Raw genomic sequence first — 24,390 nt, 5'->3', positions numbered from 1 at the left:
CAACGGCGATCTATCCTTAGGAACTATGCTCCGGCCGGATTTGGACTGCTCCCCCAGAAGCCCGCTCTGCGCAGCCCCTCGCGATAGATCTCGTGTTGCCATTGCTCCTTGAACGGCACCACGGAAAGCCACTTGTCGATATCGAAGCCGGGATTGGTGTCATGAACGCGCCGGACGAAGAAACCCGCCCTTTCCTTATCACCGAGCATCGCCCAGCTCGCCGCCGAAATCCTGTCCGCCAGGCGGGCATCCGCCATCCGGTCGATATAGCCCAGGGCGGCCTCGAAGCAGCCGAGCATATAGCTGGCCGCCGACGCGATCCAGAAATAGGAATCGGGGCTCAGCGGATGGAGCGCGATGGCAGTTTCGATCTTTTGCAGGGCCAGATCCGGCCGTGACGAATAGATCAGTGCCTCCGCCTGGTCGGCAATGATGCCGGCATGGTTCGGGTTCAAGGCTTCGGCCAATTCCAGCGCCTCCAGGCTTTCGTCACTCGCGCCCTGGAAGGTTTTCGCAACGCCGAGCTCGCGATAGCCGTCCGCGATGCCCCGCCGCGCGGCAATCGCCCGCATGGCATAACCTTCAGCCTCCTTCAGCAGGGCCGCATCGCCGCCCGACGTCAACAGCCATTGCTTGGAATAGGTGCGGGCGATGGAGCTCAAGGCAGGGGCGAAATGGTCGCCACTGCGCAATACAGCCTCGAGCTCCGTTCGCGCCTTCTGTAGATTCGGCAGCGACAAACGGCCAAGGTAGCGTCGACCGGAGAGATAGCGTTGATAGGCCGCTGGACTTTTGTCGAAATGAGCCCGCATCATTTCCCGGCGTTCGATCTGCCCCGTCAGGGACAACACGATATGACGCGCGATCTTCTGCCTCTGTTGTTCGTGGGGAGATTGCTCAAGGCTGAGGCGGTCCGCCCAGACGATCTCGTTGCTGGCAGTTTCGACAAGCTGTGAAAATAGCAGGGTGTTGTGGTTCTGCGTGCTTAGACGCATGTGCAGAACATAAGACCGATCTTGCTGACCGGAGGCCGCATCCTCGTCCCGCCGGCCAATGCGGATAGCGGTGCAGCGATCATTCGCCTCCAGGCTATTCAGCGCGCAGAAGCCGATGGTGATGTCGTCCATGAGGGACGACGCATCATATGCGCTCATCTGCGTGTCGGAGGGACGCAATATCCGCAGCGGTATCCCTATCTTTTGCCCCGCATCCACAGATCCTTCCGCCGGGCCGGCGGCACTTTGACCATGAGTTGGTGACTTATCCTCCGACCGCGAAAATGACGCCAGCAGCGCGCCTCGTCGTTCGAAAATGCGCCTGAAGTGCTCGACCTCCCCGGCCGCGTCGAATATCCACAGCAGAATTCGACCGATATCCGGGTCCTCCGGATCGGCACCAAAAACCAGGAGTGCAGCCTCCTTCACCAGAGCGATCTCGTCCTTCGTGCTGGCCTGTGCGGCGACCACCATCAAAGTTTCCTTCAGCACCTGCGCATGGCGATGCTTCTGCGCTTCGCGCCAATGGAAGAAAATCGGGCTTTGGCAATTGATGCCGCGCAGGAACTCCGCTTCGAGCGTTTCCAACAACAGTTTCAGCTTCGCAAAGACCGGATCGGCCCGATCAGCGTTCAGAAGCGAGATGTCGGAAGCCAGTCGCGGCGGCTCAAGCTCGATGGTGGTTTCGCTAAACCGGAGAAACGCCCTGCCCAGCTCGCCCTGGCGGCTTCTTATTCTCGAAACCAGCTTGCGCAGGTTGACCTTGGCATTGCCGTTATCGTCCTGCCCCCACAAAAGCTCGGCTATCGCGCTGCGCGGCGCGCGCTCCGCCGGCCCCGCCATCAGATAAGCCAGAATCAACAGGCCCTTCTCAGGAAACGCGATCTCGCGGCCATCACCGTCCAGAAGCTTCAAACCACCAAATGTATGCAGCGACAACATATTCGTGTTCATGAAATCCGCATCAGCCAATGCTGGCAGGACAAGCCGAAACTGTGATCCCTTGCCGGATTGGTTTCAGTCAAGCTCGAGCGAGCCGTTCAAAGAAATGGTGAAATTTCCACAAGGCTGTAATGTGAATGAAGGCCCGACGAATTTCAATTCCAATTGCGCCTGATCTAATAAACCATTCGCCAAATCGCTGATATGACCTACCTTGCAGCAACCGTGATCGACTCGGAGCACTACGCCATGATTTCCTCCCCTCCCAAGACTATCTGCATCTACGGCGCGGGCGCGCTTGGCGGTGCTATTGCGGCAAAGCTGGCTTCCTCACAAGAGGAGCAGGTACACATCTCCGTTATCGCGCGCGGAGCACATCTGGACGGCATTCGCTCTGGCGGCATACGCCTTTGGGAAGCCGATGCGGATCGCCCCCTTGTCGCCCGGATGACAGCAACCGACGATGCAAGCGAGCTGCCACCGCAGGATCTCGTCATCACAGGGCTTAAAGGGCACCAGCTCGGCGCGGCAGCTCCCGGCATCGCCAAGCTCCTGCATGCCGGCACGCGCATCGTGATGATCCTCAACGGCGTGCCGTGGTGGTATTTTCACCGGGACCGGCAGAGCGGCCATGCCGAGCACCAGATGGAGGAACTGGATCCGAACGGCGATCTCTGGCGGCTGATCGGCCCCGAGCGCGTCATTGGCTGCGTTGCCTATCAGGGAGCTGAGGTCATCAGCCCCGGCGAGATCAAGCTCAGCAATAACGGCCATTTCATTCTTGGCGAACCATCCGGCGAGACGACCTCGGACATGGAGGCCATCGCAGCGCTGCTGCAGAAGGCGGGCATCAACATCTCCATTTCGGCGCGCATTCGCGACGACATCTGGAGCAAGTTGATGGGCAACGCCGCCTTCAATCCGATCAGCGCGCTGACGCGGGGACTGATGTCCGACATCATGGACGATCCCGCTCTTTCCGCGATGGTCGGTCAGGTGATGAGCGAGGTGAAGGCCGTTGCCGAGGCTTTGGGATCGCACATGGCGATGTCTGTCGAAGAGCGTCTCGAGCGTTCGCGCCAGATCGGGCCTGTGCGCACCTCGATGCTGCAGGATCTCCTTGCCGGCAAGGCGCTGGAAATCACGCCCCTCGTCGGCGTCGTCGTCTCGCTCGGCAAGCTGACGGGCGTACCGACGCCGACTTCGGCAACGATCCTGGCATTGGTGACGCAGCTGGACCGGAAAAACCTGCAGGCCGCCGGATAGCGGTTCGCCAGCGGATCTCGCATGCCGCATTCGTCAACGGATGCGGCATGCCGCGAGATTCGCTGAGGCCCCGGCAACGCGGCTCTTTATATCTCCCTTACTTCTTCGCCTCCCGCCGCGAATGGATTTCCTATGCTGCCCGGCATTACGCTTGCGTCGAAATCTGGAGGCCTATGCCATGCTCGACACGCACGCACCCAATCTGACGGAATCCATCCGCGTCCTCGTTCACGACAGCGACGAGAGACACCATCGCGTTGCCGCGTCGGCCCCAACAGCAAAGACCCAGCCCGGACGCCGGGTTCGCAATCGTCAGGTTCGCGAGAAGCGCACCTTTCAGGCGATGTTCGCCTTCGGACTGCTGCTTGGCGGCCTGGAGCTCTTCATCGTGCTGCACTATCTCTGAGGCGCCGCGAACATGAGCAGGCCGAGCTTGCAGAGGCGCATCGGCGGTGCGATCACCGCTCTCGTCACACCATTTCGCGACGGTGCGCTTGATACCGTCAATCTGACGGCACATGTCGAATGGCAATTGCTGAGCGGCATCGATGGGCTGCTCGCCTGCTCCCTGACAGGCGAAGGGCCGACGCTGACCGATGCCGAGCGGATGCGCATCATAGAAACCTGCGTCGAGCTCTCCGAAGGCAGGACGCCCGTCATCGTTGCAACAGGCACGAACGACACGGCGACGACCGTGGAAGAGACGCTGCAGGCGCAACGGCTTGGCGCCGGCGCCGCCCTCGTGACGGTGCCCTACTATTCGAAGCCGACGCAGAAGGGTGTCCTTCACCACTTCGAGCAGGTTGCTGAACATACCGACCTGCCGCTTATCGTCCATAACCAGCCATCGCATACCGCAATCGATCTCGCTCCGACGACGATCGCCCGGTTGGCCGAAATTCCCGGCATTATCGGGATTGCTGATGGCAGCGGCGATATCACGCGCCTGGATCTTTGGCGTCCCCTGCTGCCGGAATGGTTCGGTCTCTACACATCAAGCGACACGAGCGCGCTCGCCTTTACGATTGCGGGCGGTCATGGCTGCTTTTCCGACGCGGCCAATATCGTGCCTCGGCTCTTCCATTCCATGCAGCATTCAGCCGCCTGTGGCCACCTCGCCGCCGCCCGGTCAATCGATGACCGTTTGCGGCCACTGTTCGGCTCGCTGAGACAAGAGAGCGAGCCCGCAACGGCCAAGCACGCCCTGTCACTCATCAGAGACTTCGAACCGGAGGTACGCCTGCCGCTGGTCCGCGTCGAAAGTCAAACCGCAGCGACGATCCAGGCAGCAGTCGCGCCGCTCCAGCTTGACGGCAGCGGTCGGCTTGCGTCCCTCCATGCCCTCCGGCTGGGATTGTAAAACCGCTCCATCCCTATGAGATTTTTATATTTTTGCCATTTCAGACAAATAGAAATCCTAGCGGCTCATCAATAGATTCAAAGGCGTGGCAACCGAAGCGGTCTTAGCAGACCAGACGGTGCCGGTGACACTGGAAAGGAACTATGATGTCACGCTTTACGCATGCCGGCGTACCCGCCGATCCCCTCCAACGCCCTCGTGCTGCGACCCTCGCAGCCAGCGAGTGGCGCATCTCTTCACACGCGTTGCTGGACGGCCTTCACGCCGTCGCTCCGCGCCTCGGACTTGTCCTTCTCATCGCCGGCGTCCTCCAGATGCTGCTGCATTGGGCCGGACATTGAGTGCAATCGAAGAGATCCACGAGGAAAATCACATGGCAAACGCACAGCATATCCAACGCCGCTCGGCTCACAGCTCTCTCCTGCCGGCTCCGGCCCGCTTCATCGTCGGCCGTGACCGTCGCGGCAGCTGGATCGTTCAGGACCGGCAGGGTCTGGTCGGCGGCCTGTTCCGCAACGAGGCCGCTGCCCTGCACTTTGCGGCTGAAGAATGCAACCATAACCCGGCCGACATCTGCCATGCGCCCGAAGGCGCAGTCCTCGACCTGGATGGTTTCGTATCCACCTCGTCCAATCTGCACTAAAGCGCATCGCGAATCTTCAAATTCACTCCTTGCGCTTTAGGTTCCTGACACTTCGCATGTCGTGATCACAAAACCGCTGCACATTTTTGCACGACATGCTTTTAGACCCCCGCCCGGGTGCAGGCTTCGACAGCCATCCGGCCAAACGCTTCCTTAACCCGCTTTCGAGTAAGCTTTCAGGCCAGATATGCAAAGAACAAGACCACAATGTCGAAGCCTGCCTTTCGCTACAGCCATTACGATCTCAAGGAACAGCTCGCCGGGACAGTGATCGAAATCACACTCTCGGCGATCGCCAATGTCCGGCTGATGAACAGCTCGAATTTCGAGCGCTTCACGGAAACCCTCAAGCACCAGTTTCTCGGCGGCGTTGCCAAGAAATCGCCAATACGGCTGATCATTCCGGAGGTCGGCCATTGGCATCTGGTGGTCGATATGGAAGGTCACAAAAGCCTGGCGGAATCGAGCGTCAAAATGGTGGACAGAGTAACGGTTCCGCGCATACAGAAGGCACCGCAGGACGTCACCGGCAGGTGAAATCTAGCGCTCGCCGCGCTCCTTGCGCAGCTTTGCCCACCAGTCCAGCCGCTTGCGGATTTCGCGCTCGAAGCCGCGTTCGGGCGGATCGTAGAAGGTCTGTCGGCCCATCTTCTCCGGAAAGTAGTTCTGGCCTGAAAAGGCATCCGGCTCATCGTGATCATAATGATAGCCGTCGCCATATCCCTCGGTGCGCATCAGTTTCGTCGGCGCGTTGAGGATATGCTTGGGCGGCAGCAGCGAGCCGTTCTGCTTGGCTGCCTGCGTGGCCGCCTTGAAGGCGGTGTAGACGGCATTCGATTTCGGAGCGGTGGCGAGATAGACGCAGGCCTGCGCCAGCGCCAACTCACCCTCCGGTGACCCCAGATAATCATAGGCATCCTTGGCAGCGTTGCAGATCACCAATGCCTGGGGATCGGCAAGCCCGATATCCTCGACCGCCATGCGCACCAGCCGCCGGCCGAGATAAAGCGGGTCTTCGCCGGCATCGAACATACGGGCCAGATAGTAAAGGGCCGCATCGGGATCGGAGCCGCGCACGGATTTATGCAGGGCCGATATGAGATTGTAGTGCCCGTCCTGTGCCTTGTCGTAGACCGGAGCCCGGCGTTGCACGATCTTGACAAGCATGTCGGGATCGAAAAGCTCGTCCTTGCGCGCAGCGCGCCAGACCTCCTCGGCAAGCGTCAGCACCGAGCGGCCATCGCCGTCGGCCATGCCGATCAGGCTGGCTCGGGCATCTTCGGTCAACGGCAGCGGTTTGCCTTCGACCGCTTCGGCGCGACGCAATAACTCCTCAAGGCTTTCCTCGTCATGCGAGTGGAATGTCAGAACGCGGGCGCGGGAGAGAAGAGCGGCGTTGAGCTCGAAGGATGGGTTCTCCGTTGTGGCGCCGACCAGAATGACCGTGCCGTCCTCCATCACGGGCAGGAAGCTGTCCTGCTGGGCGCGGTTGAAACGATGGATTTCGTCGACGAACAACAACGTCTGGCGGCCATCCATTCGGCGCAGACGTGCGGTTTCGAACACCTTCTTGAGGTCCGCGACGCCGGAGAAAATTGCCGAGATCTGCTCGAAGGCCAGGCCCGCCTCGCCCGATAGCAGCCGCGCCACCGTCGTCTTGCCGGTGCCCGGTGGCCCCCAGAAGATCATCGAGCCCAGCGAACCCGCCTCGATCATCCGGCGCAGAACGCCGTCCTCACCGGTCAGATGCGGTTGGCCGGTGACTTCGGCCAGCGTTTGCGGCCGCAGACGATCGGCAAGCGGTCGCTTGTTGGCGACCTCTTCCGGTATCCGCGGTGCAAACAGGTCGTCATTCATCGGAAGAACTGCCGTATACGCTGGCCATCGCGTTCGATTTCGACGCGCCAGAAGCTTGGATTGCCAGTAACGGTCTGCTGTAGCACGTCCGTCGAGGTGATGGCGACGCCGTTGATGGAGATGACGATATCCTTCGGCGCGAAACCGAGACGATCGGCCGGAGAGCCAGCCTTAAGGCTCTCGACGACGACACCGACGGTGTCCGGAGGCAGATGCAGTTCGTCGGCAACGCGCGGCGAAAGATTAGCGACCGTCGTGCCTGCGAAGGGATTGTCACCCTGGATCAGCTTCTCCGCGCGTGGCGTGGATTCAGGTGCTGCAGCAAGCGTCATACTGGCCTGATGCTCCTTGCCACCATCCAGGACGGTCAAGGCCACGGTAGCGCCGAGACCGGCCGTCGTCAGACGATAGCCAAGCGCGTCCGGGTGTTCGACGGGGATATTGTTGATGGCGGTGACGACCTCGCCCGGCTTCAGACCGGCCTTGGCAGCCGGACCGCCATCGACGACCTTGGTCACCAGCGCGCCACGCACCTTGTCCAGGCCGAGCGCTTCGGCGACATCCGAGGTCACGGGTTCGAAGGAAGCGCCGATATAGGGGCGCTCGAAAGATTTGTCGCCGCGATCGGCTGCCGCAAGGAAGACCTTGACCAGGTTGGCGGGGATGGCGAAGCCGATGCCGTTCGAGCCGCCGCCCTGCGAGAAGATGGCGGTGTTAAGCGCGATCAGCTCGCCGCCCATGTTCACCAGCGCGCCGCCGGAATTACCGGGATTGATCGAAGCATCGGTCTGAATGAAGAAGCCGACTTCGTTCTTCACCTGGTTGCGGGCGAGCGCCGATACGATGCCGCTTGTCACCGTCTGCCCGACGCCGAAGGGGTTGCCGATCGCCAGCACGAGATCACCGACCTCGACCGCATCGGAATTGGCAAGGGGGAGGATCGGGAAGCTCTCGTTCTTCGACTGGATCTTCAGCACTGCGAGATCGACCCTGTCATCCTTCAGCACGACCTTGCAGGGAAATTCGCGGCCATCCGACAACGCGATCTTGATGTCGTCTGCACCGTCGACGACGTGATTGTTGGTGATGACAGTGCCGTTCGCCTCCACGATGACGCCCGAGCCGAGCGAAGACTGCTTCTCCGTGCGATTCGGCATGCGCTGGCCGAAGAACTGCTCGAAGAAGGGATCGCCGGCGAAGGGCGACTGCCGCTGCACCATACGCTCGGCATAGACGTTCACCACCGCTCCAGCCGTCTGCTTGACCAGCGGCGCGAAGGAAAGCTGCATCTGCATCTGGCTTTGCGGCACCGACTTCGCCGTCTGCGCCTCAGCGGAAAGCGGCATCGCCATGATGAGGGCAATCATCGAAACGGCGGTGCGCCTCAGGAGGACATGCATGGAAACTTCCTTTTTTAATGCTCTTGAAACAACGTTGTAGCGCCCGACGCTAGAAAGGAAAGAGGGCGGAAGCATGAAGCATAAATGGAAGTTTGCAGCGATAAAAAACAGGTTCGATGAACAAAAACATGCTGTCATGCATTTTGCGTTGGAGATCCTCAACCGGAGCAGAATCATGCGATTGAACAGCCTTGCCGCCGCCGTCCTCCTCATCTCCTCCAGCGCAGCCGGCACCTCCCATGCCGCGAGCTTCGATTGCGAGGCGCAGAACCTGAAGCCGGATGAGAAGACGATATGCGACGTCAGGGCACTCAACGATGCCGACGTGAAGATGGTGACGACGTTCGACCTGCTCTCGGGTCTCCTCGCCATGGGCGCGCGCGGCACGATGCAGGACCAGCAGACGGAGTGGCTGAAGAAGCGGCAGACCTGCGCGGCCGATGTCGCCTGCCTGACCTCGTCCTATCAGGATCGTTTGAAGGAACTGAACGAGACGTACAAGCAGATCAATCGGCCGCTGTGACGAGTTACGGGATCTTGCGCTGTCGTCCCCTCTCCCCCCAGGCGGGGAGAGGGCTAGGGTGAGGGGCGACCGCAGGGCCGGCAAACTCTGCTGTCGCTGTGAATATCGAGAAGGCCCCTCATCCGTCCTCGAACAGTCTCGCTCCGCGCGACCGTTCGAGTCCACCTTCTCCCCGCCTTGCGGGGCGAAGGGGCTTAGTTACTTCCCGCCCAAATCCCTGACCGCACCACGGTCCGCGCTGGTCGCAAAAGCCGCGTAGGCCTTCAGCGCCGTGGTGACGTTGCGCTTGCGGTACTCAGCCGGATGCCAGCCCTTGGCGTTCTGGGCTTCGCGGCGGGCGGCGAGTTCAGCGTCGTCGACGCGCAGGCTGATGGTGCGGTTCGGGATGTCGATGTCGATCATGTCGCCTTCGCGCACCAGGCCAATCGTGCCGCCGTTTGCCGCTTCCGGCGAGGCGTGGCCGATGGAGAGGCCCGAGGTGCCGCCGGAGAAGCGGCCGTCGGTGATCAGTGCGCAAGCTTTGCCGAGACCCTTCGACTTCAGGTAGCTTGTGGGATAGAGCATTTCCTGCATGCCGGGGCCGCCCTTCGGACCTTCGTAGCGGATGACGACGACGTCGCCGGCCACGACCTCGTTGCTGAGGATGCCCTTGACGGCCGAATCCTGGCTTTCGAAGACCTTGGCCGGACCGGAGAATTTCAGGATCGATTCATCGACACCGGCCGTCTTCACGATGCAGCCGTCCAGCGCCAGATTGCCCTTCAAGACGGCGAGACCGCCATCCTTGGAGAACGGATGCTGGGCATCGCGGATGACACCCTTTTCACGATCGAGATCAAGCTCTTCCCAGCGCGCGCTCTGGCTGAAGGCAACCTGCGTCGGGACACCGCCAGGGGCAGCGCTGAAGAGCTCCAGAGCCGCCTTGTTGTCGGTCACCGCAATATCCCATTGCGCCAGCGCCTCGCCCAGCGTCGGGGCGTGGACAGTCGGCAGATCGGAGTTCAACAGCCCGGCACGGTTCAGCTCGCCGAGGATCGCCATGATGCCGCCGGCGCGATGTACGTCTTCCATATGAACGTCGGCCTTGGCCGGAGCGACCTTGGAAAGGCAGGGAACGCGCCGCGACAGGCGATCGATATCATCCATGGTGAAATCGATCTCACCCTCATGCGCTGCCGCGAGGATATGCAGCACGGTGTTGGTCGAGCCGCCCATGGCGATATCGAGCGCCATGGCATTCTCGAACGCACCCTTGCTGGCGATCGTCCGCGGCAGTGCCGTCACATCGTCCTGCTCGTAATAACGCTTCGCCAGAGCGACGACACGGCGGCCAGCCTCTAGGAAAAGTTCCTTGCGATCCGAATGGGTGGCGAGCGTCGAACCGTTGCCGGGCAGCGACAGGCCGAGCGCTTCGGTCAGGCAGTTCATCGAATTGGCGGTGAACATGCCGGAACAGGAACCACAGGTCGGACAGGCCGAGCGTTCGATGGTGGCGACGTCCTCGTCACTGATCTTGTCATCGGCGGCAGCAACCATGGCATCGACCAGATCGAGCGCGACCTTCTTGCCGTGCATGATAACCTTGCCGGCTTCCATCGGGCCGCCGGAGACGAAGACCGTCGGGATGTTGAGACGGAGCGAAGCCATCAGCATGCCTGGCGTGATCTTGTCGCAGTTGGAGATGCAGACCATGGCGTCGGCGCAGTGGGCGTTGACCATGTATTCGACGCTGTCGGCGATGAGCTCGCGCGACGGCAGCGAATAGAGCATGCCGTCATGACCCATGGCGATGCCGTCATCCACGGCGATGGTGTTGAATTCCTTGGCAACGCCGCCGGCCGCTTCGATTTCACGCGCCACGAGCTGGCCGAGATCCTTGAGATGCACGTGACCGGGCACGAACTGGGTGAAGGAGTTGACCACCGCAATGATCGGCTTGCCGAAATCGCTGTCCTTCATACCCGTCGCGCGCCAAAGGCCGCGTGCGCCGGCCATGTTGCGGCCGTGGGTCGTGGTTCTGGAACGATAAGCTGGCATGGTGTCTTCCTCGTCATCCTGGAATTTATGCGGTGTCGGCCGGCCTGGGCTTTGCGCCGAAGGGAGCGCCGACATTCCTGCTTTTTGGAATTGTCCTAATCCAATCGTGCAGTACTGTCACTATCAACTCAAGCGAATCCGGTACGCCGCAAGGGCAAGCGCGGGTTCGAAGCTACGATCGGCCTCAGCAGGATCAAATGATATGATCAGAGTTGGGAACGAGGCGGCCCGATCACAAGTGCACACAAAAAGTTGGTTTCCCTAGCGAAGAATTGCGAGCCTAAGAGTGTAACAAAATATGCGTCTGCTGCGTATACCTCATATCGAAGCTGCGATCGCATAAAGGAATAGTCATGCCTTCTTACCGTCCGCCGAAAATTGCGTCTTCCGAGATCACGCCGCGCTCAGTCTACCTCAAGCGCCGCGACTTCCTGACGGCTGCCGCGGCCGGCATCGGCATGGCTGGCGTCGGCGGCAGGGCTGCGCTGGCGGACGCACTGACCGTGACGAAAAGCAACTACACCGTCGACGAGAAGCTGACACCGATCAAGGATGTCACCACCTACAACAATTTCTACGAATTCGGCCTCGACAAATCAGATCCGGCCAACCTCTCCGGCAAGTTCAAGCCGAGGCCATGGACCGTCAAGGTCGATGGCATGGTCAACAAGCCCGGCAGCTTCGACATCGACGCTCTGATCAAGGAATTCCCGCCGGAAGAGCGTGTCTATCGCATGCGCTGCGTCGAGGCATGGTCGATGGTCATCCCCTGGGACGGTTTTCCGCTCTCCGCCCTGCTCGACAAGGTGGAGCCGCAGGGGAGCGCAAAATTTGTCGCCTTCGAGACAGTGGTCCGGCCGGAGGAGATGCCGGGGCAATCGGGCGTCTTCCAATCGCTTGACTGGCCCTACGTCGAAGGCCTGCGCCTGGACGAGGCGCGCAATCCGCTGACGCTGCTTGCCGTCGGGCTCTACGGCGAGACGCTGCCGAACCAGAACGGCGCGCCGATCCGCCTCGTCGTGCCGTGGAAATACGGCTTCAAGGGCATCAAGTCGATCGTGCGCATCACGCTGACCGACAAGCAGCCGCTGAACACATGGCAGGTGACCAATAGCCAAGAATATGGCTTCTACGCCAACGTCAATCCGGCCGTCGATCACCCGCGCTGGAGCCAGGCAACGGAGCGGCGGATCGGTGAAGGCGGCTTCTTCAGCTCCAACCGTCACCCCACCCTGCCCTTCAACGGCTATGCCGATCAGGTTGCGAGCCTTTATACCGGTATGGACCTTCGGGTGAATTTCTGATGGCTTTTTCCTTCACCCTGCCCAAGCGCTGGCAATCCGCCTCGGTCTGGGCGCTCTACGTCGTCGGGCTGCTGCCGGCTGCCTGGGAATTCTATCTCGGCGCCACGGACCAGCTCGGCGCCGACGCCGTGAAGACCTTCGAGCTTTTCCTGGGACTGTGGGCGATCCGCTTCCTGCTCTTGACGCTTGCGGTGACGCCGCTTCGGGATCTCTTCGGCTGGAACTATCTACGCTATCGCCGCGCGCTCGGCCTGCTCTGTTTCTATTACGCGCTGATGCATCTGACCGTCTATATGGTCCTGGATCAGGCATTGGACGTGCAAGCCGTCATCGACGACGTGCTGAAGCGGCCCTTCATCATGTTCGGCATGGCAGGCCTCGTCATGCTGCTGGCGCTAGCCGTGACCTCGAACAACTTCTCGATCAAACGTCTCGGCAAGAAATGGATCTGGCTGCACCGTCTGGTCTATATCGTCGCCGCCTGCGGCGCGCTGCACTTCGCGCTGTCGACCAAGATCCTGTCGCTGGAGCAGTTTATCTATATCGGCCTGCTGATCGCCATGATCCTCTACAGATCCTACAGGCCGATCATGATGGAGAGACGCCGAGCCGCGCGCAGGCCGGTTGCGGCTTCCAATTCCAGAGCGGCCTGAACTCGGCCGCCCTGACTTTTTCAAGCGATAGTCATTCCGCAGCGCTGGCGATCTTGGCTTGGCCCTGTTCCTGCACCTCGACGGTCGCCGTCAGGCCAGCAATCAGCTTCGTGCCATCGGGCACCTTGTCGAGCGCGATGCGCACCGGCACGCGCTGCGCCAGGCGCACCCAGCTGAAAGTCGGGGTGATGTTGGCGAGCAGGCTGCCGGACGTGCGTTCGCGGTCCTCGATGCCGTAGGCGATGCTTTCGACATGGCCAGTCAGCTTCTCCGCCTGACCCATCAGATGGATGGAGACCTCGTCGCCGACATGGATGCGCGGCAGCTTGGTTTCCTCGAAATAGCCTTCGACGCGCAGGGAATCGGTATCGATCAGCGCCACCTTGGCGGTGCCGGCCGACACATAATCGCCTGGACGCAGGCTGAGGTTCGAGATCGTGCCGTTGACGGTGGCTCTGACTTCGGAACGATCGAGGTTGAGCTGGGCGAGTTCATGATTGGCCGTTGCCTGACGGAGAGCGGCCTCGTCCTGCTGTTCGGTCGTCTGCGCCTGCTCCTTCTGCTGCAGCGAGGCCGCGTCGCCGAGGCGCTCCTGTCGCTGACTTTCGCGGCTGGCCTGATCGAGAGCCGCCTTGCTGCTTGCGAGCGCAGCATCCGCCTGTTCGAGGGCGATGGCGAAGCGATCACGATCGACGCGGAAGAGAAGATCGCCCTTCTTGACGGTCTGGTTGTCCTTGACCATGACCTCGCTGACGAGGCCGGAGACGTCAGGCGCAATACCGACGACATCGGCCCGCAGGCGCGCATCGCGCGTCCAGGGCTCGTCCATGTAATGGCCCCAGAGCTGACGGCCGACATAGACGGCAGCAACAACGAAGATGAGAGTGACGGCCACGCGGCCAATGAGTTTTAACGCGTTCATGTGAAGTACCAACGGGAGACTGAGGAAACGGCGCCTAGCAGCAGGATGTAGAGCGCGAGATCGAAGAGACCGCGATGCCAGACCAGAGTATAGGCTCCGGCCCATGCGAGCAGGCGTCGAAAGATGATGACGACAAACAGCGTCACGAGCATGAGAACGAGAAGGCGCGGAATGTAGACGCCATAAAGATCGAATTCTGCGGGCATGATATTACTCGGCGGCAATGGGAAGAGATTGAGACGTGTTCGATACGGGCGGTTGCCAGCTCGCCGGCGGCTCGGCATGGGGGAAGAGCGCGCGGCGAAGGCCCACCAGGGCATCGAGACTGGCTCGACCGGGCTCGCGCTTGTTCTGCGCTACGGCTTCGAGGCCGCGATCGATCGATACGCGCAGCTCGTCGGAGGGATCGATGGCTCGCTTGGCCCTCAGCCGTGAGCGATAGAAATCGGATACACCGATCAGGACTTCGCTGACGGATGAAGCCGCTGCGGCGTTCAATTGTCCACGCTCCCTCTGCAGCATCAGCACGTTGAAGCCGAGCCGGACATCGGCATAGCCATCGACCTTCTTCAGCTCGCGGTCCTCAATACCGGCAAGGCGAGGCACGAGCTGGCCGAGACGATCGAGGATGCGGCCGGACAGGCGCTCGTGGTCGGCACGGCGGATGCCGGCGGCCGTTTCGGCAAGGTCGGCCCAGCCGGCCCGCACCAGCCGCCATGCGGCGAGTTCCGAGCCGAAAGGACGGGTGACCAAAGTCCAGACGAGTGCGAAGCCGATGCCTGCCAGGGCTGCGATCGCGCTGTTCGTGAAGCTGGCGAAATCGGCCGTGTAGCGATCCTGCAGCGCAATGAAGGTCGCGCCGTTCACTGCGAGCAGCATGGCAAGCAGGTTCGTCTGCGGCCGTGGGATCAAAAGACCCATCACCAGGAAGGGCGGTGCGAAGACCAATACCAGCATCTCGAAGCCCGAGATGGAGGGCAATATGGCGAAAATATAGAGGCAGGCGATCACCAGGCTCATCGCGCTCCAGATGAACATCGAGGTGATGAAGGGCGCGGGCCGATCGAGCGAGGCGAAAAACGAACATGCTACGGCCGCCATGGTGACGAAACCGGCGCCATCCTCCCATCCGGAATAGATCCAGAAGAAGCAGGCAACGGCGATACCGACGACGACCGCACAGGCTGAAAAGGCAAGCAGGGCATAGTCATAGTGCCTGATGTGCCCGACGACGTTGCGGTGCCGAAAGGCGGGCCGCCAGGTGCCAACCTGCTGTCCGGAGACAATCTGGTCGCGCAACGTCAGGCAATCCTGCCAGAGATCGACGATTTCCTTCAGGCGAGCGAGAGCGCTCGAGCGGACAAGGTCGTCCCAGCCGAGATCAAGGTCATTCTGCTGCAGCTCCTCGATCTTTTTCGGCAGGGCATCGGCGGTATTATCGGCCTTGCCGCGACCGCCCTGCCCCAGCCAATCGGCAACCTCGTTCAGAACCGAGATAAGCTCTTGGGGCAACGGCTTTTCGCCGGCCTTCAGTGCATGCAAGCGGTCGGCCAGGGACGAGAAGAGTGGCAGCAACATCAGCAGACGGCCACGCAACTCACGGGAATGCCTGACAATATCGCGGCTGCCCGCATCGTACTTGAGCTGGCTGATGACGAGATCGAGGCCGGAGACGTCGGCGGCAAGTTTCTGCCGCTTCAGCGGCGTCGCGGGCGAAGCGCCCTCGCCACGCAGGATTTCATCGGCCCAGGTGCCGGCGTCGTCGAGCCAGGAACTGATGCGCTGGCCGAGCACGGTCCCGACGCTGCTAGGGAAAATGATGGAGCTAACGACGCTTGCGCAAACAATGCCGATGATAATTTCTTCGGAGCGGGCAAGCGCCACATCGAATACGGTTTCGGGCGCGCCGACTGTTGGCAGTGCGATCAATGGCAGCGAATAGGCGGCGAGCATGAAGACATAACTGCGCGACGTACGGTCGAGCATCGAGATGAACAGCAGGGTCCCAGTCCACAGCGCCACGACGACGGAGAGTAATTCCGGCGCATTGACCAGGAGCGGAACGAGGATCACCGAGGCACAGGCGCCGATAAGCGTGCCGAGAGCGCGATAGAGCGCCTTCGAGCTCGTTGCGCCGGCAAGAGGATTGGCAACGACGTAGACGGCGGCCATCGCCCAATAGGGGCGTGGCAGATCCAGCGACAGCGCGATGAACAGCGCCAGGATAGCCGCCACGAATGCCTTGACCGAAAACAGCCAGTCGCGCCAGGATGGGATATTCATAAGACCTTTTCTCGCTCCTGCTGGGCTCCGGCCACCGTCGGCGTCTCAAACTCCTCGAAGGCCTTCAGGACGCGGATAGCGGCCTCGATATCGGCCTTGTCGACATTGGCGAGGATCCTGCCACGCAGCGTGTCGAGTGCGTCCTCCATGTGGGAGGCGAGCACCTCGCCTTCCGCCGTCAGCCACAGACCTTTCGCGCGCCGATCCGTCGGATCATCCTTGCGGATGACAAGGCCCATGCTTTCGAGCTGATCAAGCAGCCGGACCAGGGACGGACCCTCGATGCCGACATAGGTGGCGAGAACCACCTGCCGGACGCCTCCTCCGAGACGGCCGATCCACAGCAGTGGTGCTGCCGCGGCCTCCGACAAGCCGTAGGAGCTCAGCGCGAGATCGACGACGCGGCGCCATTGGCGACCGGTTGACAGCAGATTGGCGGTGAAGATGCGTTGCAGGGCGTTAAACGATTTCATAGCAATCTATTAGCACTAAACTAATTAGGATTCAAAGCATATGGGCTCATATTGCCATCTGAAATGCGAAACGCAGCTATGCACGCAGCGACGGGCCGCGGATTATAACCGGGGCTAATCGGCGCTGCGCAGATAGGAACAGATCATCCTGATCAACTCCTGCTTCAGTTCCGGCGACCCGAGCGCACGCTTTCGGGCCGCACTATGGATCACGCCCTCGACCGCACCGGACAGCAGCTGCGCCAGAACATTGTCGGCGGGACCGCCGTGGCCGTTACGATGTGTGGCGACAAAACCCCTGTAATGACCGTGATACTCCGTCAGGAAGGCATCATGGGCCAACCTCGAACCATCATACCCCGGCGCTTCATCCAAGAGCACCCTGTGAAGCTCGGGATTCACGTTATGAGCATCGATCATGCCTTGAACGAGAGCTTCGGCACTCTGTGGTAACGGCAGTTCACCGGCCGTCGCCCTCCGCATAACATCCAGAACTTCATCGAAGTGGTGGCGACGAATGGCCTCGACCAAGGAAAGCTTGTCGGGAAAATACTGATAGAGCGAACCGATGCTTATCCCGGCGACCACTGCGACGGCATTGGTCGTGAACCCTGCCCATCCGCGGTCGCCCAAAACGCGAGCACCTGCTTCGATAATTGCCTCGACCGTCGCGCGGGAACGCGCCTGGCTCGGCTCTTTCCGCATCGGCGATCCCGACTTTTTAATGCGAGTAGACATGTGCTCCCTGCTCCAGGAAAATGTGCACACATTACTCGCATTTTCCGGGACAACAAAAGGTAGATTCAGCATGAGCGAACTGTCGTTGCTAAGCACTCTTTTCAGCTATCAGGCCTGGGCGAATGAGGAACTGCTCGACAGTATCGGTCATCTCGATCCCGTACGGCATGGCAAGGAGCGCCACATGGCGATACGGTTGATGAACCATTCCCATGTCGTCGGCCGGATATTTGCGGCTCATCTCACCGGGCAAGAGCATGGCTTCACGGCTGATAATACGCCCGACACGCCGTCGCTGGCGGAGCTTCGCACCGCAGTCGTCGCCTCGGATCAATGGTATCTCCGATATCTCGAAACGGTCAGTCCCGACCTGCTGGCCGAATCCCTGCCGTTCGTATTCACCGACGGAGATAGGGGCTGCATGTCGCGTCAGGAAATGCTCACCCAGGTCGTCATTCACGGAGGGTATCACAGGGGCGAGATTGGCCGGCTGCTGGCGCAGCTCTCCATCACGCCGCCCTGGGACACATTCGCCGTCTATCTTCACCGCAGCGAACCCTCGCGGCGACAAGCCGTGGCGGCCGAATAACGGAAGCTCTCGGGCTTCAGCGCGCGTGCCAGCAAACGGCTGGACGATCGCTCATCCGGCCTTCGCGATGCCGCGCTCGATCGTCAGGTTTTGCCAAAAATATCAGATCGTGCGTTTCGACGCCGACTGGATGCGATCGAGCGCCAGGGCCGCCGCTATTCCCAAGGCATAGGCCGCGATATTCCAGCGCGAGAACACTCTTCCCAGCAACAGGGCTCCCGCGGTGGTCAATCGAAACGCGTCCAGAGCGGGCGTATGCCAAAGCCTGAAGAACTCGACAGCCACCGCCACGATCAGGGCGACGGTGGCAATCCTGAAAGGCCTGCTGGAGACGAATATCGTGGCCAGCAGCCAATAGACCATCGCTCCCCACAATATCGAACCGCCATATTTGACGACGGCAAAGGGAAGATTGGCCGCATACCCAAATCGCCGGAGCGCGAGGCCGCCGGCTATTGTCAGCAACAGCGCCAGAAGCAGCGATACCCTTCTGCGCATAAATTGTCGCTGCATGTCCAACGGCCCTCCCCGCAGGTAACCCGGCACAAGTCATGGGACGACTCGGCTACGGCATGTTGATATTCCGTGGTGACCACCGGGAACTGAAGTCAACGCGTGGCAAACCGCAAACGCCAAAAGGCCGGATGAGCGATCATCCGGCCTTCGATCTTTTATTCGAAGCTTGCCTTAAGCGGCTGCAGCTTCTTCCTCGGCAGCAACGCGAGCCTTGTCGGCTGCGCCCTTGGCAGAGGTGTCACGATCGACGAATTCGACGACTGCGAGAGCGGCATTGTCGCCCTGGCGGAAGCCGGCCTTCATGATGCGCAGGTAGCCGCCGTTGCGGGTGGCGTAGCGCGTTGCGATCGCATCGAACAGCTTGGCGACGACAACGGCGTCGCGGATCTGCGAGATGGCCTGACGACGAGCGTGCAGGTCGCCGCGCTTGCCGAGGGTAACCAGCTTCTCGACGATCGGACGAATTTCCTTCGCCTTCGGGAGCGTGGTGACGATCTGCTCATGGTTGATGAGCGAAGCCGCCATGTTGGCGAACATCGCCTTACGGTGGCTAGCGGTTCTATTCAGCTTGCGGCCGGCTTTACCGTGGCGCATGGCTATTCTCCTTCACTTGCAGGCATCACTCGCCTGCCGTTTGAAACGAGCGCATGTCCCGCTCTATGGAGCGAAAGGTACATGCGCAATTCAAAAATTCTAAGGCCAAGCTTTAAGCGCTCCATCGGAGCGCTTGCGGCCTTAGTATTGGTCTTCGTAACGCTTGGCGAGATCTTCGATGTTCTCAGGCGGCCATGCCGGCACTTCCATGCCGAGGTGTAGACCCATGGAAGCGAGAACTTCCTTGATTTCGTTCAGCGACTTGCGACCAAAATTCGGCGTGCGGAGCATTTCTGCTTCGGTCTTCTGAATGAGGTCGCCGATGTAGACGATGTTGTCGTTCTTCAGGCAATTTGCCGAGCGAACGGACAGTTCGAGTTCGTCCACCTTCTTGAGGAGAGCCGGGTTGAAAGCGAGTTCGGTAACTGCTTCCTCTTCGGTTTCCTTCTGCGGCTCGTCGAAGTTGACGAACACGCCAAGCTGATCCTGCAGGATGCGAGCCGCGAAAGCGACAGCATCTTCACCGCTGATCGAACCATCGGTTTCGAGCGACATGCTCAGCTTGTCGTAGTCGAGAACCTGTCCTTCACGGGTGTTTTCAACCTTGTAGGACACCTTCTTGACCGGCGAATAAAGGCTGTCGACCGGGATGAGACCGATCGGGGCATCTTCCGCACGATTGCGCTCGGCCGGGACATAGCCCTTGCCGTTGTTGACGGTGAATTCCATGCGGATTTCGGCGCCCTCGTCGAGCGTGCAGATAACATGCTCGGGGTTGAGGATTTCGATATCGCCGACCGTCTGGATGTCGCCAGCCGTTACCACGCCTGGGCCCTGCTTGCGGACAACCATGCGCTTGGCATCATCGCCATCCATCTTGATGGCGATTTCCTTGATGTTCAGCACGATGTCCGTCACGTCTTCCCGGACGCCCGGGATAGAGGAGAACTCATGCAGCACGCCGTCGATCTGCACGGCCGTCACAGCGGCGCCACGCAGAGAGGACAGCAGAACGCGACGAAGCGCGTTGCCGAGGGTGAGACCGAAGCCACGCTCCAGCGGTTCGGCCACGAGCGTTGCCTTGGTGCGGCCGCTCGAGGTGAACTCGACCTTGTTGGGCTTGATCAGTTCCTGCCAGTTTTTCTGAATCATGTTTTTGCCTTCCGTTCGTTGCCACCATCCAATCGTGGCAACCGAGCTTGAGAAACACCAAGCCGGGCGCATCTGCCCCGGCCGGTGTCGAGAGTGGCGATGATCAGACGCGACGCTTCTTGCGCGGGCGGCAACCATTGTGCGGGATCGGGGTCACGTCGCGGATGGACGTGATCATGAAACCAGCAGCCTGGAGCGCGCGCAGAGCGGATTCACGACCAGAGCCCGGACCGCAAACTTCAACTTCCAGCGACTTCATGCCATGTTCCTGAGCCTTCTTGGCGCAGTCTTCAGCGGCGATCTGAGCAGCGAACGGGGTCGACTTGCGCGAACCCTTGAAGCCCTTGGCACCAGCAGACGACCAGGCAATAGCGTTGCCCTGTGCGTCGGTGATGGTGATCATCGTGTTGTTGAAGGTCGAGTTGACGTGTGCGACGCCCGACGAAATATTTTTACGCTCGCGACGGCGAACGCGTACGGCTTCCTTGGCCATGGTAGTCCTTTCTTGGATCTCTGCACCGCCGTAATGCCAGCGGCTCCACCGGAGCGGCGCCCGATTAGCGCCGTTCCAAACTCAAAAGAGGCCGGCGGACCGCCAGCCTCCCCCATCCGGTTGCCCGGAAATTACTTCTTCTTACCAGCAATCGCCTTTGCCGGCCCCTTGCGGGTACGAGCATTGGTGTGCGTGCGCTGGCCACGAACCGGCAAGCCGCGACGATGACGCAGGCCGCGGTAGCTGCCCAGGTCCATCAGACGCTTGATGTTCATCGCGGTGTCGCGACGCAGGTCACCTTCGACCTGATAGTCACGGTCGATGGTTTCGCGGATCTGCAGAACTTCAGCATCCGTCAACTGATTGACGCGACGCTCGGCCGGAATACCGACCTTCTCGCAGATTTCCTGTGCAAACTTCGGTCCGATCCCGTGAATGTAACGAAGCGCAATAACTACGCGCTTTGCAGTCGGGATGTTGACGCCAGCGATACGAGCCACGCCTGTTCTCCTTGCATTCCTTTTGCCTTAGGGCAAAGGGTCTTGTTATGCAGCCCGGGAGCTGCTTGTTCGATTGAGTCCGCAACATGTCAAAACGACCGTACCCGGACTTCCCGATGGAAATCCGCGCCGATCGCATAGCATGTCGCGAGTTGGCGCGGTGTTTAGCGGAATCAGCGCAAAAAAGCAACCGCTCCGGCAAGTTTATTTTAAGCTATCTAAAGCTTAGCCAGGATACCTTCGATGCTGTCCGTCACATGCTCGATATCGGCCATGCCGTCGATGCTCTGCAGCTTGCCCTTGGCGTAGTAGTAGCCGATCAGCGGAGAGGTCTCCTTGTAGTAGACTTGGAGACGGGTTGCCATGGTCTCGGCATTGTCATCCGGCCGGCGCTTGAAATGCGTCGAGCCGCATTTGTCGCAGAGACCAGCCGTCGCCGGAACCTTGTCGGTGTCATGATAGACACTGCCGCAGTTCGAGCAAGAATAACGGCCGGAGACGCGGCGAATCAGTTCAGCATCATCAACCTTGAGCTCGATGACAACGGAAAGCTCCAGACCCTTGGCCTTCAGCATCCGCTCGGTGGCATCCGCTTGCACCAGAGTGCGCGGGAAACCGTCGAGAATGAAACCCCTGGCGCAATCCGGCTGATCGATGCGCTCGGAAACGATGGCGTTGACGATCTCATCGGAAACAAGCTTGCCGGCGTCCATGACGGCCTTGGCGCGCTTGCCAACTTCAGTCCCAGCCGCCACCGCAGCCCGCAGCATATCGCCTGTGGAAAGCTGCGGAATGCCGTGCTTTTCCACGATACGCTGGGCCTGGGTCCCCTTACCTGCTCCCGGCGGCCCTAAAAGTATGAGTCTCATCGCCCCCTCTTTCCTCCACGCAACTTCGATTTCTTGATCAGGCCTTCATATTGCTGTGCAATCAGGTGACCCTGAATCTGCGCCACCGTATCCAGCGTTACGCTAACCACGATCAGAAGCGAAGTGCCACCCAGAGACAAGGGAATACCGGTCTGGGACACGAGAATTTCGGGCAGAATGCAGACGAAGACGAGGTAGATCGCGCCGATGACCGTGATGCGGGTCAGCACGTAATCGATATATTCGGCGGTGCGCTCGCCCGGACGAATCCCGGGAATGAAGCCGCCGTGCTTCTTCAAGTTGTCCGCCGTGTCCTTCGGGTTGAAGACCAGCGCGGTATAGAAGAAGGCGAAGAAGGCGATCAGGCCGGCATAGAGCACCATGTAGAGCGGCTGGCCGTGACCGAGGGCCGCGACGATCGAGGTGACCCAGGTTGGCAGCGCCGTGTTGTTGCCGAGACCGGCGACGGTTGCAGGCAGCAGCAGCAGCGACGAGGCAAAGATCGCCGGGATAACACCAGACGTGTTCAGCTTCAGCGGCAGGTGCGACGTATCGCCCTGGAACATCCGCGTGCCGACCTGTCGCTTAGGATACTGGATCAGCAGACGACGCTGCGCGCGCTCGACGAAAACGATGAGCGCAATGACCAGAACAGCGACGACGAGCACGGCAAGAATGAGACCGGTCGACAGAGCGCCGGTTCGGCCGAGTTCGAGCGTACCGGCAAGTGCCGTCGGCAGCCCGGCCGCGATGCCCGCGAAGATGATCAGCGAAATACCGTTGCCGATGCCGCGCGAGGTAACCTGCTCGCCGAGCCACATCAGGAACATCGTGCCGCCGAGCAGCGTGACGACGGTCGAAAGACGGAAGAACCAGCCTGGATCTATGACGACGCCGTTGCCATGCTCAAGGCCGATCGCAATGCCGTAAGCCTGCAATGCGCCGAGCAGCACCGTACCGTAGCGGGTGTACTGGTTGATGATCTTACGGCCTTGCTCGCCTTCCTTCTTCAGGTTCTCAAGCGAAGGCACGACCGACGTCATCAGCTGAACGATAATCGAGGCTGAAATATAGGGCATGATGCCGAGCGCGAAGATCGCCATGCGCTGCACGGCACCGCCCGAGAACATGTTGAACAGGCCAAGGATACCGCCCGACTGATTCTGGAAAGCCTGGGCGTAAGCGGCAGGATTGAGGCCAGGAAGCGGAATGTGGGTGCCGAGCCGGTAGACGAGGAGAGCGCCGAGCGTAAACCACAAGCGCTTCTTGAGATCCTCGGCCTTGGCGAAAGTCGAGAAATTGAGATTGGACGCCAGTTGTTCCGCTGCAGAAGCCATGCAAATCTCCGCACTACCAATTCCGGCATAATCGGCCGGGTCCGGAATCAGTAAGTAAATTGTTCAAAATTCGGGCTTCGGGCGGATTGCCATGCAATCGGGCGCCTCACCCTTGGTTCCCGTTGTCAACCGGAAAGACACTGCCGCATCGTTCAGATTCGTGAGGCTCACATATGGGAGAAAAATCGCCCGAAGTGAAGCACCTCGGGCGATTATTGATAAGATTATTCTGCGGCAGAAGCTTCGGCGGCAGCAGCGAGCAGCTTGATGGAGCCGCCAGCCTTTTCGATCTTTTCGACCGCAGACTTGGAAGCGCCTGCAACTTCAAGCGTAATCTTCGCCTTCAGCTCGCCGTCCGAGAGAACGCGAACGCCATCCTTGACGCGGCGAATCACGCCTGCAGCCTTGAGGGCAGCGGCATCAACGGTCTTCTTGGCATCGAGCTTGCCGGCATCGACGGCAGCCTGAATGCGAGCCAGCGATACGACAACGTAATCGGCGGCGAAGATGTTGGTGAAGCCGCGCTTCGGCAGGCGACGATAGATGGGCATCTGACCACCTTCGAAGCCGTTGATCGCAACACCCGAACGGGACTTCTGACCCTTCACACCACGGCCACCGGTCTTGCCGGAGCCGGAGCCGATGCCGCGGCCGAGGCGCTTGCGGCTGTGGGTCGAGCCTTCGTTATCCTTGATCTCATTCAATTTCATAGCGAATTACCTCCGGCTCACTTCTCGTCGACAACGCGAACGAGATGCTGGACAGCACGGATCATGCCACGAACGGCCGGGGTATCTTCCAGCGTGCGGCGACGGTGCATCTTGTTCAGTCCGAGACCGATCAGCGTCTTCTGCTGAACGTCCGGACGGCGGATCGGGCTGCCAACCTGCTCGACCGTAACGGTCTTGGCTTCAGCCTTCTTGGTCGTCTTGGCCATAGGTCAA

Annotated in this window: 28 protein-coding genes; 10 read left to right on the top strand and 18 right to left on the bottom strand. The window is 60.4% G+C overall.

The window, feature by feature from the left end; genetic code table 11:
* Positions 1 to 23 precede the first annotated feature (23 nt).
* Complete coding sequence (locus JTP94_RS31505; RefSeq protein ID WP_204854287.1) at positions 24 to 1,949, bottom strand: hypothetical protein; 1,926 nt, start codon at positions 1,947 to 1,949, stop codon at positions 24 to 26.
* A gap of 237 nt (positions 1,950 to 2,186) precedes the next feature.
* On the opposite strand from JTP94_RS31505, the gene JTP94_RS31500 reads away from it, so the two are divergent.
* The 6 genes from JTP94_RS31500 to JTP94_RS31475 all read left to right on the top strand — a co-directional run bounded on the left by JTP94_RS31500 (position 2,187) and on the right by JTP94_RS31475 (position 5,743).
* Positions 2,187 to 3,203: a ketopantoate reductase family protein gene (locus JTP94_RS31500; protein WP_204854286.1), complete on the top strand. Its 1,017-nt coding sequence runs from the start codon at positions 2,187 to 2,189 to the stop codon at positions 3,201 to 3,203.
* Positions 3,204 to 3,381: 178 nt separating this feature from the next.
* Positions 3,382 to 3,609, top strand: a complete 228-nt coding sequence (locus JTP94_RS31495; protein WP_204854285.1) for a hypothetical protein — start codon at positions 3,382 to 3,384, stop codon at positions 3,607 to 3,609.
* A 12-nt stretch (positions 3,610 to 3,621) separates the two neighbouring features.
* Positions 3,622 to 4,563 (top strand): 4-hydroxy-tetrahydrodipicolinate synthase, encoded by a 942-nt coding sequence (gene dapA / locus JTP94_RS31490; RefSeq protein ID WP_204854284.1) that lies wholly within the window; start codon positions 3,622 to 3,624, stop codon positions 4,561 to 4,563.
* A gap of 143 nt (positions 4,564 to 4,706) precedes the next feature.
* Entirely contained in the window at positions 4,707 to 4,904 is a 198-nt protein-coding gene (locus tag JTP94_RS31485; protein ID WP_204854283.1) for a hypothetical protein, read from the top strand.
* Between the two features lie 32 nt (positions 4,905 to 4,936).
* Complete coding sequence (locus JTP94_RS31480) at positions 4,937 to 5,206, top strand: hypothetical protein (RefSeq protein WP_204854282.1); 270 nt, start codon at positions 4,937 to 4,939, stop codon at positions 5,204 to 5,206.
* Between the two features lie 207 nt (positions 5,207 to 5,413).
* The gene (locus JTP94_RS31475; protein ID WP_204854281.1) at positions 5,414 to 5,743 is read left to right on the top strand and encodes a DUF1883 domain-containing protein; all 330 of its coding nucleotides are present in this window, start codon (positions 5,414 to 5,416) and stop codon (positions 5,741 to 5,743) included.
* A 3-nt stretch (positions 5,744 to 5,746) separates the two neighbouring features.
* Here the strand turns inward: JTP94_RS31475 and JTP94_RS31470 are convergent, their stop codons facing one another.
* Complete coding sequence (locus JTP94_RS31470; RefSeq protein WP_204854280.1) at positions 5,747 to 7,063, bottom strand: replication-associated recombination protein A; 1,317 nt, start codon at positions 7,061 to 7,063, stop codon at positions 5,747 to 5,749.
* Positions 7,060 to 8,463, bottom strand: coding sequence for a DegQ family serine endoprotease (locus tag JTP94_RS31465; RefSeq protein ID WP_204854279.1), 1,404 nt, complete (start codon positions 8,461 to 8,463; stop codon positions 7,060 to 7,062). The genes JTP94_RS31470 and JTP94_RS31465 overlap by 4 nt, the downstream gene beginning before the upstream one ends.
* Before the next feature lie 175 nt (positions 8,464 to 8,638).
* On the opposite strand from JTP94_RS31465, the gene JTP94_RS31460 reads away from it, so the two are divergent.
* Positions 8,639 to 8,986 (top strand): lysozyme inhibitor LprI family protein, encoded by a 348-nt coding sequence (locus JTP94_RS31460; protein WP_204854278.1) that lies wholly within the window; start codon positions 8,639 to 8,641, stop codon positions 8,984 to 8,986.
* A 198-nt stretch (positions 8,987 to 9,184) separates the two neighbouring features.
* Here JTP94_RS31460 and ilvD read toward each other — a convergent pair whose 3' ends face one another.
* A complete protein-coding gene (ilvD, locus tag JTP94_RS31455) occupies positions 9,185 to 11,023 on the bottom strand; it encodes a dihydroxy-acid dehydratase (protein WP_204854277.1) in 1,839 nt (612 codons plus the stop codon).
* A 353-nt stretch (positions 11,024 to 11,376) separates the two neighbouring features.
* Here ilvD and msrP point away from each other — a divergent pair, with 353 nt between their 5' ends.
* Complete coding sequence (gene msrP / locus JTP94_RS31450) at positions 11,377 to 12,327, top strand: protein-methionine-sulfoxide reductase catalytic subunit MsrP (protein ID WP_204854276.1); 951 nt, start codon at positions 11,377 to 11,379, stop codon at positions 12,325 to 12,327.
* Positions 12,327 to 12,980: a protein-methionine-sulfoxide reductase heme-binding subunit MsrQ gene (gene msrQ / locus JTP94_RS31445; protein WP_204854275.1), complete on the top strand. Its 654-nt coding sequence runs from the start codon at positions 12,327 to 12,329 to the stop codon at positions 12,978 to 12,980. Before msrP ends, msrQ begins: the two co-directional genes overlap by 1 nt.
* A gap of 31 nt (positions 12,981 to 13,011) precedes the next feature.
* On the opposite strand, the gene JTP94_RS31440 is transcribed toward msrQ, so the two are convergent.
* The 5 genes from JTP94_RS31440 to JTP94_RS31420 form a co-directional block, all read right to left on the bottom strand.
* Positions 13,012 to 13,902 (bottom strand): HlyD family secretion protein, encoded by an 891-nt coding sequence (locus JTP94_RS31440; RefSeq protein WP_204854274.1) that lies wholly within the window; start codon positions 13,900 to 13,902, stop codon positions 13,012 to 13,014.
* Positions 13,899 to 14,108: a DUF1656 domain-containing protein gene (locus JTP94_RS31435; protein ID WP_204854273.1), complete on the bottom strand. Its 210-nt coding sequence runs from the start codon at positions 14,106 to 14,108 to the stop codon at positions 13,899 to 13,901. Before JTP94_RS31435 ends, JTP94_RS31440 begins: the two co-directional genes overlap by 4 nt.
* Before the next feature lie 4 nt (positions 14,109 to 14,112).
* On the bottom strand, positions 14,113 to 16,185 hold the full coding sequence (locus JTP94_RS31430) for an FUSC family protein (protein WP_204854272.1): 2,073 nt from the start codon (positions 16,183 to 16,185) through the stop codon (positions 14,113 to 14,115).
* Positions 16,182 to 16,658, bottom strand: a complete 477-nt coding sequence (locus JTP94_RS31425; RefSeq protein ID WP_204854271.1) for a MarR family winged helix-turn-helix transcriptional regulator — start codon at positions 16,656 to 16,658, stop codon at positions 16,182 to 16,184. The genes JTP94_RS31430 and JTP94_RS31425 overlap by 4 nt, the downstream gene beginning before the upstream one ends.
* A gap of 114 nt (positions 16,659 to 16,772) precedes the next feature.
* Entirely contained in the window at positions 16,773 to 17,396 is a 624-nt protein-coding gene (locus JTP94_RS31420) for a TetR/AcrR family transcriptional regulator (protein WP_246755431.1), read from the bottom strand.
* Between the two features lie 70 nt (positions 17,397 to 17,466).
* On the opposite strand from JTP94_RS31420, the gene JTP94_RS31415 reads away from it, so the two are divergent.
* Positions 17,467 to 17,985 carry a DinB family protein gene (locus tag JTP94_RS31415; protein WP_204854270.1) on the top strand — a complete coding sequence of 173 codons (519 nt, stop codon included), beginning with the start codon at positions 17,467 to 17,469 and terminating at the stop codon, positions 17,983 to 17,985.
* A 102-nt stretch (positions 17,986 to 18,087) separates the two neighbouring features.
* Here JTP94_RS31415 and JTP94_RS31410 read toward each other — a convergent pair whose 3' ends face one another.
* The 9 genes from JTP94_RS31410 to rpmD all read right to left on the bottom strand — a co-directional run bounded on the left by JTP94_RS31410 (position 18,088) and on the right by rpmD (position 24,383).
* Positions 18,088 to 18,498 carry a DUF2809 domain-containing protein gene (locus tag JTP94_RS31410; protein WP_204854269.1) on the bottom strand — a complete coding sequence of 137 codons (411 nt, stop codon included), beginning with the start codon at positions 18,496 to 18,498 and terminating at the stop codon, positions 18,088 to 18,090.
* Between the two features lie 174 nt (positions 18,499 to 18,672).
* Positions 18,673 to 19,095: a 50S ribosomal protein L17 gene (rplQ, locus tag JTP94_RS31405; RefSeq protein ID WP_204854268.1), complete on the bottom strand. Its 423-nt coding sequence runs from the start codon at positions 19,093 to 19,095 to the stop codon at positions 18,673 to 18,675.
* Between the two features lie 141 nt (positions 19,096 to 19,236).
* On the bottom strand, positions 19,237 to 20,247 hold the full coding sequence (locus JTP94_RS31400) for a DNA-directed RNA polymerase subunit alpha (protein ID WP_034507362.1): 1,011 nt from the start codon (positions 20,245 to 20,247) through the stop codon (positions 19,237 to 19,239).
* 103 nt (positions 20,248 to 20,350) lie between these two features.
* On the bottom strand, positions 20,351 to 20,740 hold the full coding sequence (gene rpsK / locus JTP94_RS31395; protein ID WP_003547577.1) for a 30S ribosomal protein S11: 390 nt from the start codon (positions 20,738 to 20,740) through the stop codon (positions 20,351 to 20,353).
* A gap of 131 nt (positions 20,741 to 20,871) precedes the next feature.
* Positions 20,872 to 21,240, bottom strand: coding sequence for a 30S ribosomal protein S13 (rpsM, locus tag JTP94_RS31390; RefSeq protein WP_015339612.1), 369 nt, complete (start codon positions 21,238 to 21,240; stop codon positions 20,872 to 20,874).
* A 218-nt stretch (positions 21,241 to 21,458) separates the two neighbouring features.
* Positions 21,459 to 22,109: an adenylate kinase gene (locus JTP94_RS31385; protein ID WP_204854267.1), complete on the bottom strand. Its 651-nt coding sequence runs from the start codon at positions 22,107 to 22,109 to the stop codon at positions 21,459 to 21,461.
* Positions 22,106 to 23,446, bottom strand: a complete 1,341-nt coding sequence (gene secY, locus JTP94_RS31380; RefSeq protein WP_204854266.1) for a preprotein translocase subunit SecY — start codon at positions 23,444 to 23,446, stop codon at positions 22,106 to 22,108. Before secY ends, JTP94_RS31385 begins: the two co-directional genes overlap by 4 nt.
* Before the next feature lie 224 nt (positions 23,447 to 23,670).
* On the bottom strand, positions 23,671 to 24,156 hold the full coding sequence (gene rplO / locus JTP94_RS31375; RefSeq protein WP_204854265.1) for a 50S ribosomal protein L15: 486 nt from the start codon (positions 24,154 to 24,156) through the stop codon (positions 23,671 to 23,673).
* 17 nt (positions 24,157 to 24,173) lie between these two features.
* Entirely contained in the window at positions 24,174 to 24,383 is a 210-nt protein-coding gene (gene rpmD / locus JTP94_RS31370) for a 50S ribosomal protein L30 (RefSeq protein WP_034507370.1), read from the bottom strand.
* Positions 24,384 to 24,390 lie beyond the last annotated feature (7 nt).

The sequence above is a fragment of the Martinezella lusitana genome (assembly GCF_016901135.1).
Classification (GTDB): Bacteria; Pseudomonadota; Alphaproteobacteria; order Rhizobiales; family Rhizobiaceae; genus Rhizobium; species Rhizobium lusitanum_D.
Note: the sequence above shows the minus strand (reverse complement) of the source record. Positions and strands in the feature narration are given on the sequence as shown.

Bases quoted from the DNA above. Each gene is read 5' to 3' on its own strand.
- JTP94_RS31475 (WP_204854281.1), top strand. From the start codon at position 5,414: ATGTCGAAGCCTGCCTTTCGCTACAGCCATTACGATCTCAAGGAACAG.
- rpsK (WP_003547577.1), bottom strand. From the start codon at position 20,740: ATGGCCAAGGAAGCCGTACGCGTTCGCCGTCGCGAGCGTAAAAATATT.
- rpmD (WP_034507370.1), bottom strand. From the start codon at position 24,383: ATGGCCAAGACGACCAAGAAGGCTGAAGCCAAGACCGTTACGGTCGAG.
- JTP94_RS31410 (WP_204854269.1), bottom strand. From the start codon at position 18,498: ATGCAGCGACAATTTATGCGCAGAAGGGTATCGCTGCTTCTGGCGCTG.
- dapA (WP_204854284.1), top strand. From the start codon at position 3,622: ATGAGCAGGCCGAGCTTGCAGAGGCGCATCGGCGGTGCGATCACCGCT.
- JTP94_RS31430 (WP_204854272.1), bottom strand. From the start codon at position 16,185: ATGAATATCCCATCCTGGCGCGACTGGCTGTTTTCGGTCAAGGCATTC.
- JTP94_RS31480 (WP_204854282.1), top strand. From the start codon at position 4,937: ATGGCAAACGCACAGCATATCCAACGCCGCTCGGCTCACAGCTCTCTC.
- JTP94_RS31440 (WP_204854274.1), bottom strand. From the start codon at position 13,902: ATGAACGCGTTAAAACTCATTGGCCGCGTGGCCGTCACTCTCATCTTC.
- secY (WP_204854266.1), bottom strand. From the start codon at position 23,446: ATGGCTTCTGCAGCGGAACAACTGGCGTCCAATCTCAATTTCTCGACT.
- JTP94_RS31465 (WP_204854279.1), bottom strand. From the start codon at position 8,463: ATGCATGTCCTCCTGAGGCGCACCGCCGTTTCGATGATTGCCCTCATC.
- msrP (WP_204854276.1), top strand. From the start codon at position 11,377: ATGCCTTCTTACCGTCCGCCGAAAATTGCGTCTTCCGAGATCACGCCG.
- JTP94_RS31485 (WP_204854283.1), top strand. From the start codon at position 4,707: ATGATGTCACGCTTTACGCATGCCGGCGTACCCGCCGATCCCCTCCAA.
- rplO (WP_204854265.1), bottom strand. From the start codon at position 24,156: ATGAAATTGAATGAGATCAAGGATAACGAAGGCTCGACCCACAGCCGC.
- ilvD (WP_204854277.1), bottom strand. From the start codon at position 11,023: ATGCCAGCTTATCGTTCCAGAACCACGACCCACGGCCGCAACATGGCC.
- JTP94_RS31460 (WP_204854278.1), top strand. From the start codon at position 8,639: ATGCGATTGAACAGCCTTGCCGCCGCCGTCCTCCTCATCTCCTCCAGC.
- JTP94_RS31495 (WP_204854285.1), top strand. From the start codon at position 3,382: ATGCTCGACACGCACGCACCCAATCTGACGGAATCCATCCGCGTCCTC.
- JTP94_RS31400 (WP_034507362.1), bottom strand. From the start codon at position 20,247: ATGATTCAGAAAAACTGGCAGGAACTGATCAAGCCCAACAAGGTCGAG.
- JTP94_RS31435 (WP_204854273.1), bottom strand. From the start codon at position 14,108: ATGCCCGCAGAATTCGATCTTTATGGCGTCTACATTCCGCGCCTTCTC.
- JTP94_RS31420 (WP_246755431.1), bottom strand. From the start codon at position 17,396: ATGTCTACTCGCATTAAAAAGTCGGGATCGCCGATGCGGAAAGAGCCG.
- JTP94_RS31385 (WP_204854267.1), bottom strand. From the start codon at position 22,109: ATGAGACTCATACTTTTAGGGCCGCCGGGAGCAGGTAAGGGGACCCAG.
- JTP94_RS31470 (WP_204854280.1), bottom strand. From the start codon at position 7,063: ATGAATGACGACCTGTTTGCACCGCGGATACCGGAAGAGGTCGCCAAC.
- JTP94_RS31415 (WP_204854270.1), top strand. From the start codon at position 17,467: ATGAGCGAACTGTCGTTGCTAAGCACTCTTTTCAGCTATCAGGCCTGG.
- msrQ (WP_204854275.1), top strand. From the start codon at position 12,327: ATGGCTTTTTCCTTCACCCTGCCCAAGCGCTGGCAATCCGCCTCGGTC.
- JTP94_RS31505 (WP_204854287.1), bottom strand. From the start codon at position 1,949: ATGAACACGAATATGTTGTCGCTGCATACATTTGGTGGTTTGAAGCTT.
- rplQ (WP_204854268.1), bottom strand. From the start codon at position 19,095: ATGCGCCACGGTAAAGCCGGCCGCAAGCTGAATAGAACCGCTAGCCAC.
- JTP94_RS31425 (WP_204854271.1), bottom strand. From the start codon at position 16,658: ATGAAATCGTTTAACGCCCTGCAACGCATCTTCACCGCCAATCTGCTG.
- JTP94_RS31500 (WP_204854286.1), top strand. From the start codon at position 2,187: ATGATTTCCTCCCCTCCCAAGACTATCTGCATCTACGGCGCGGGCGCG.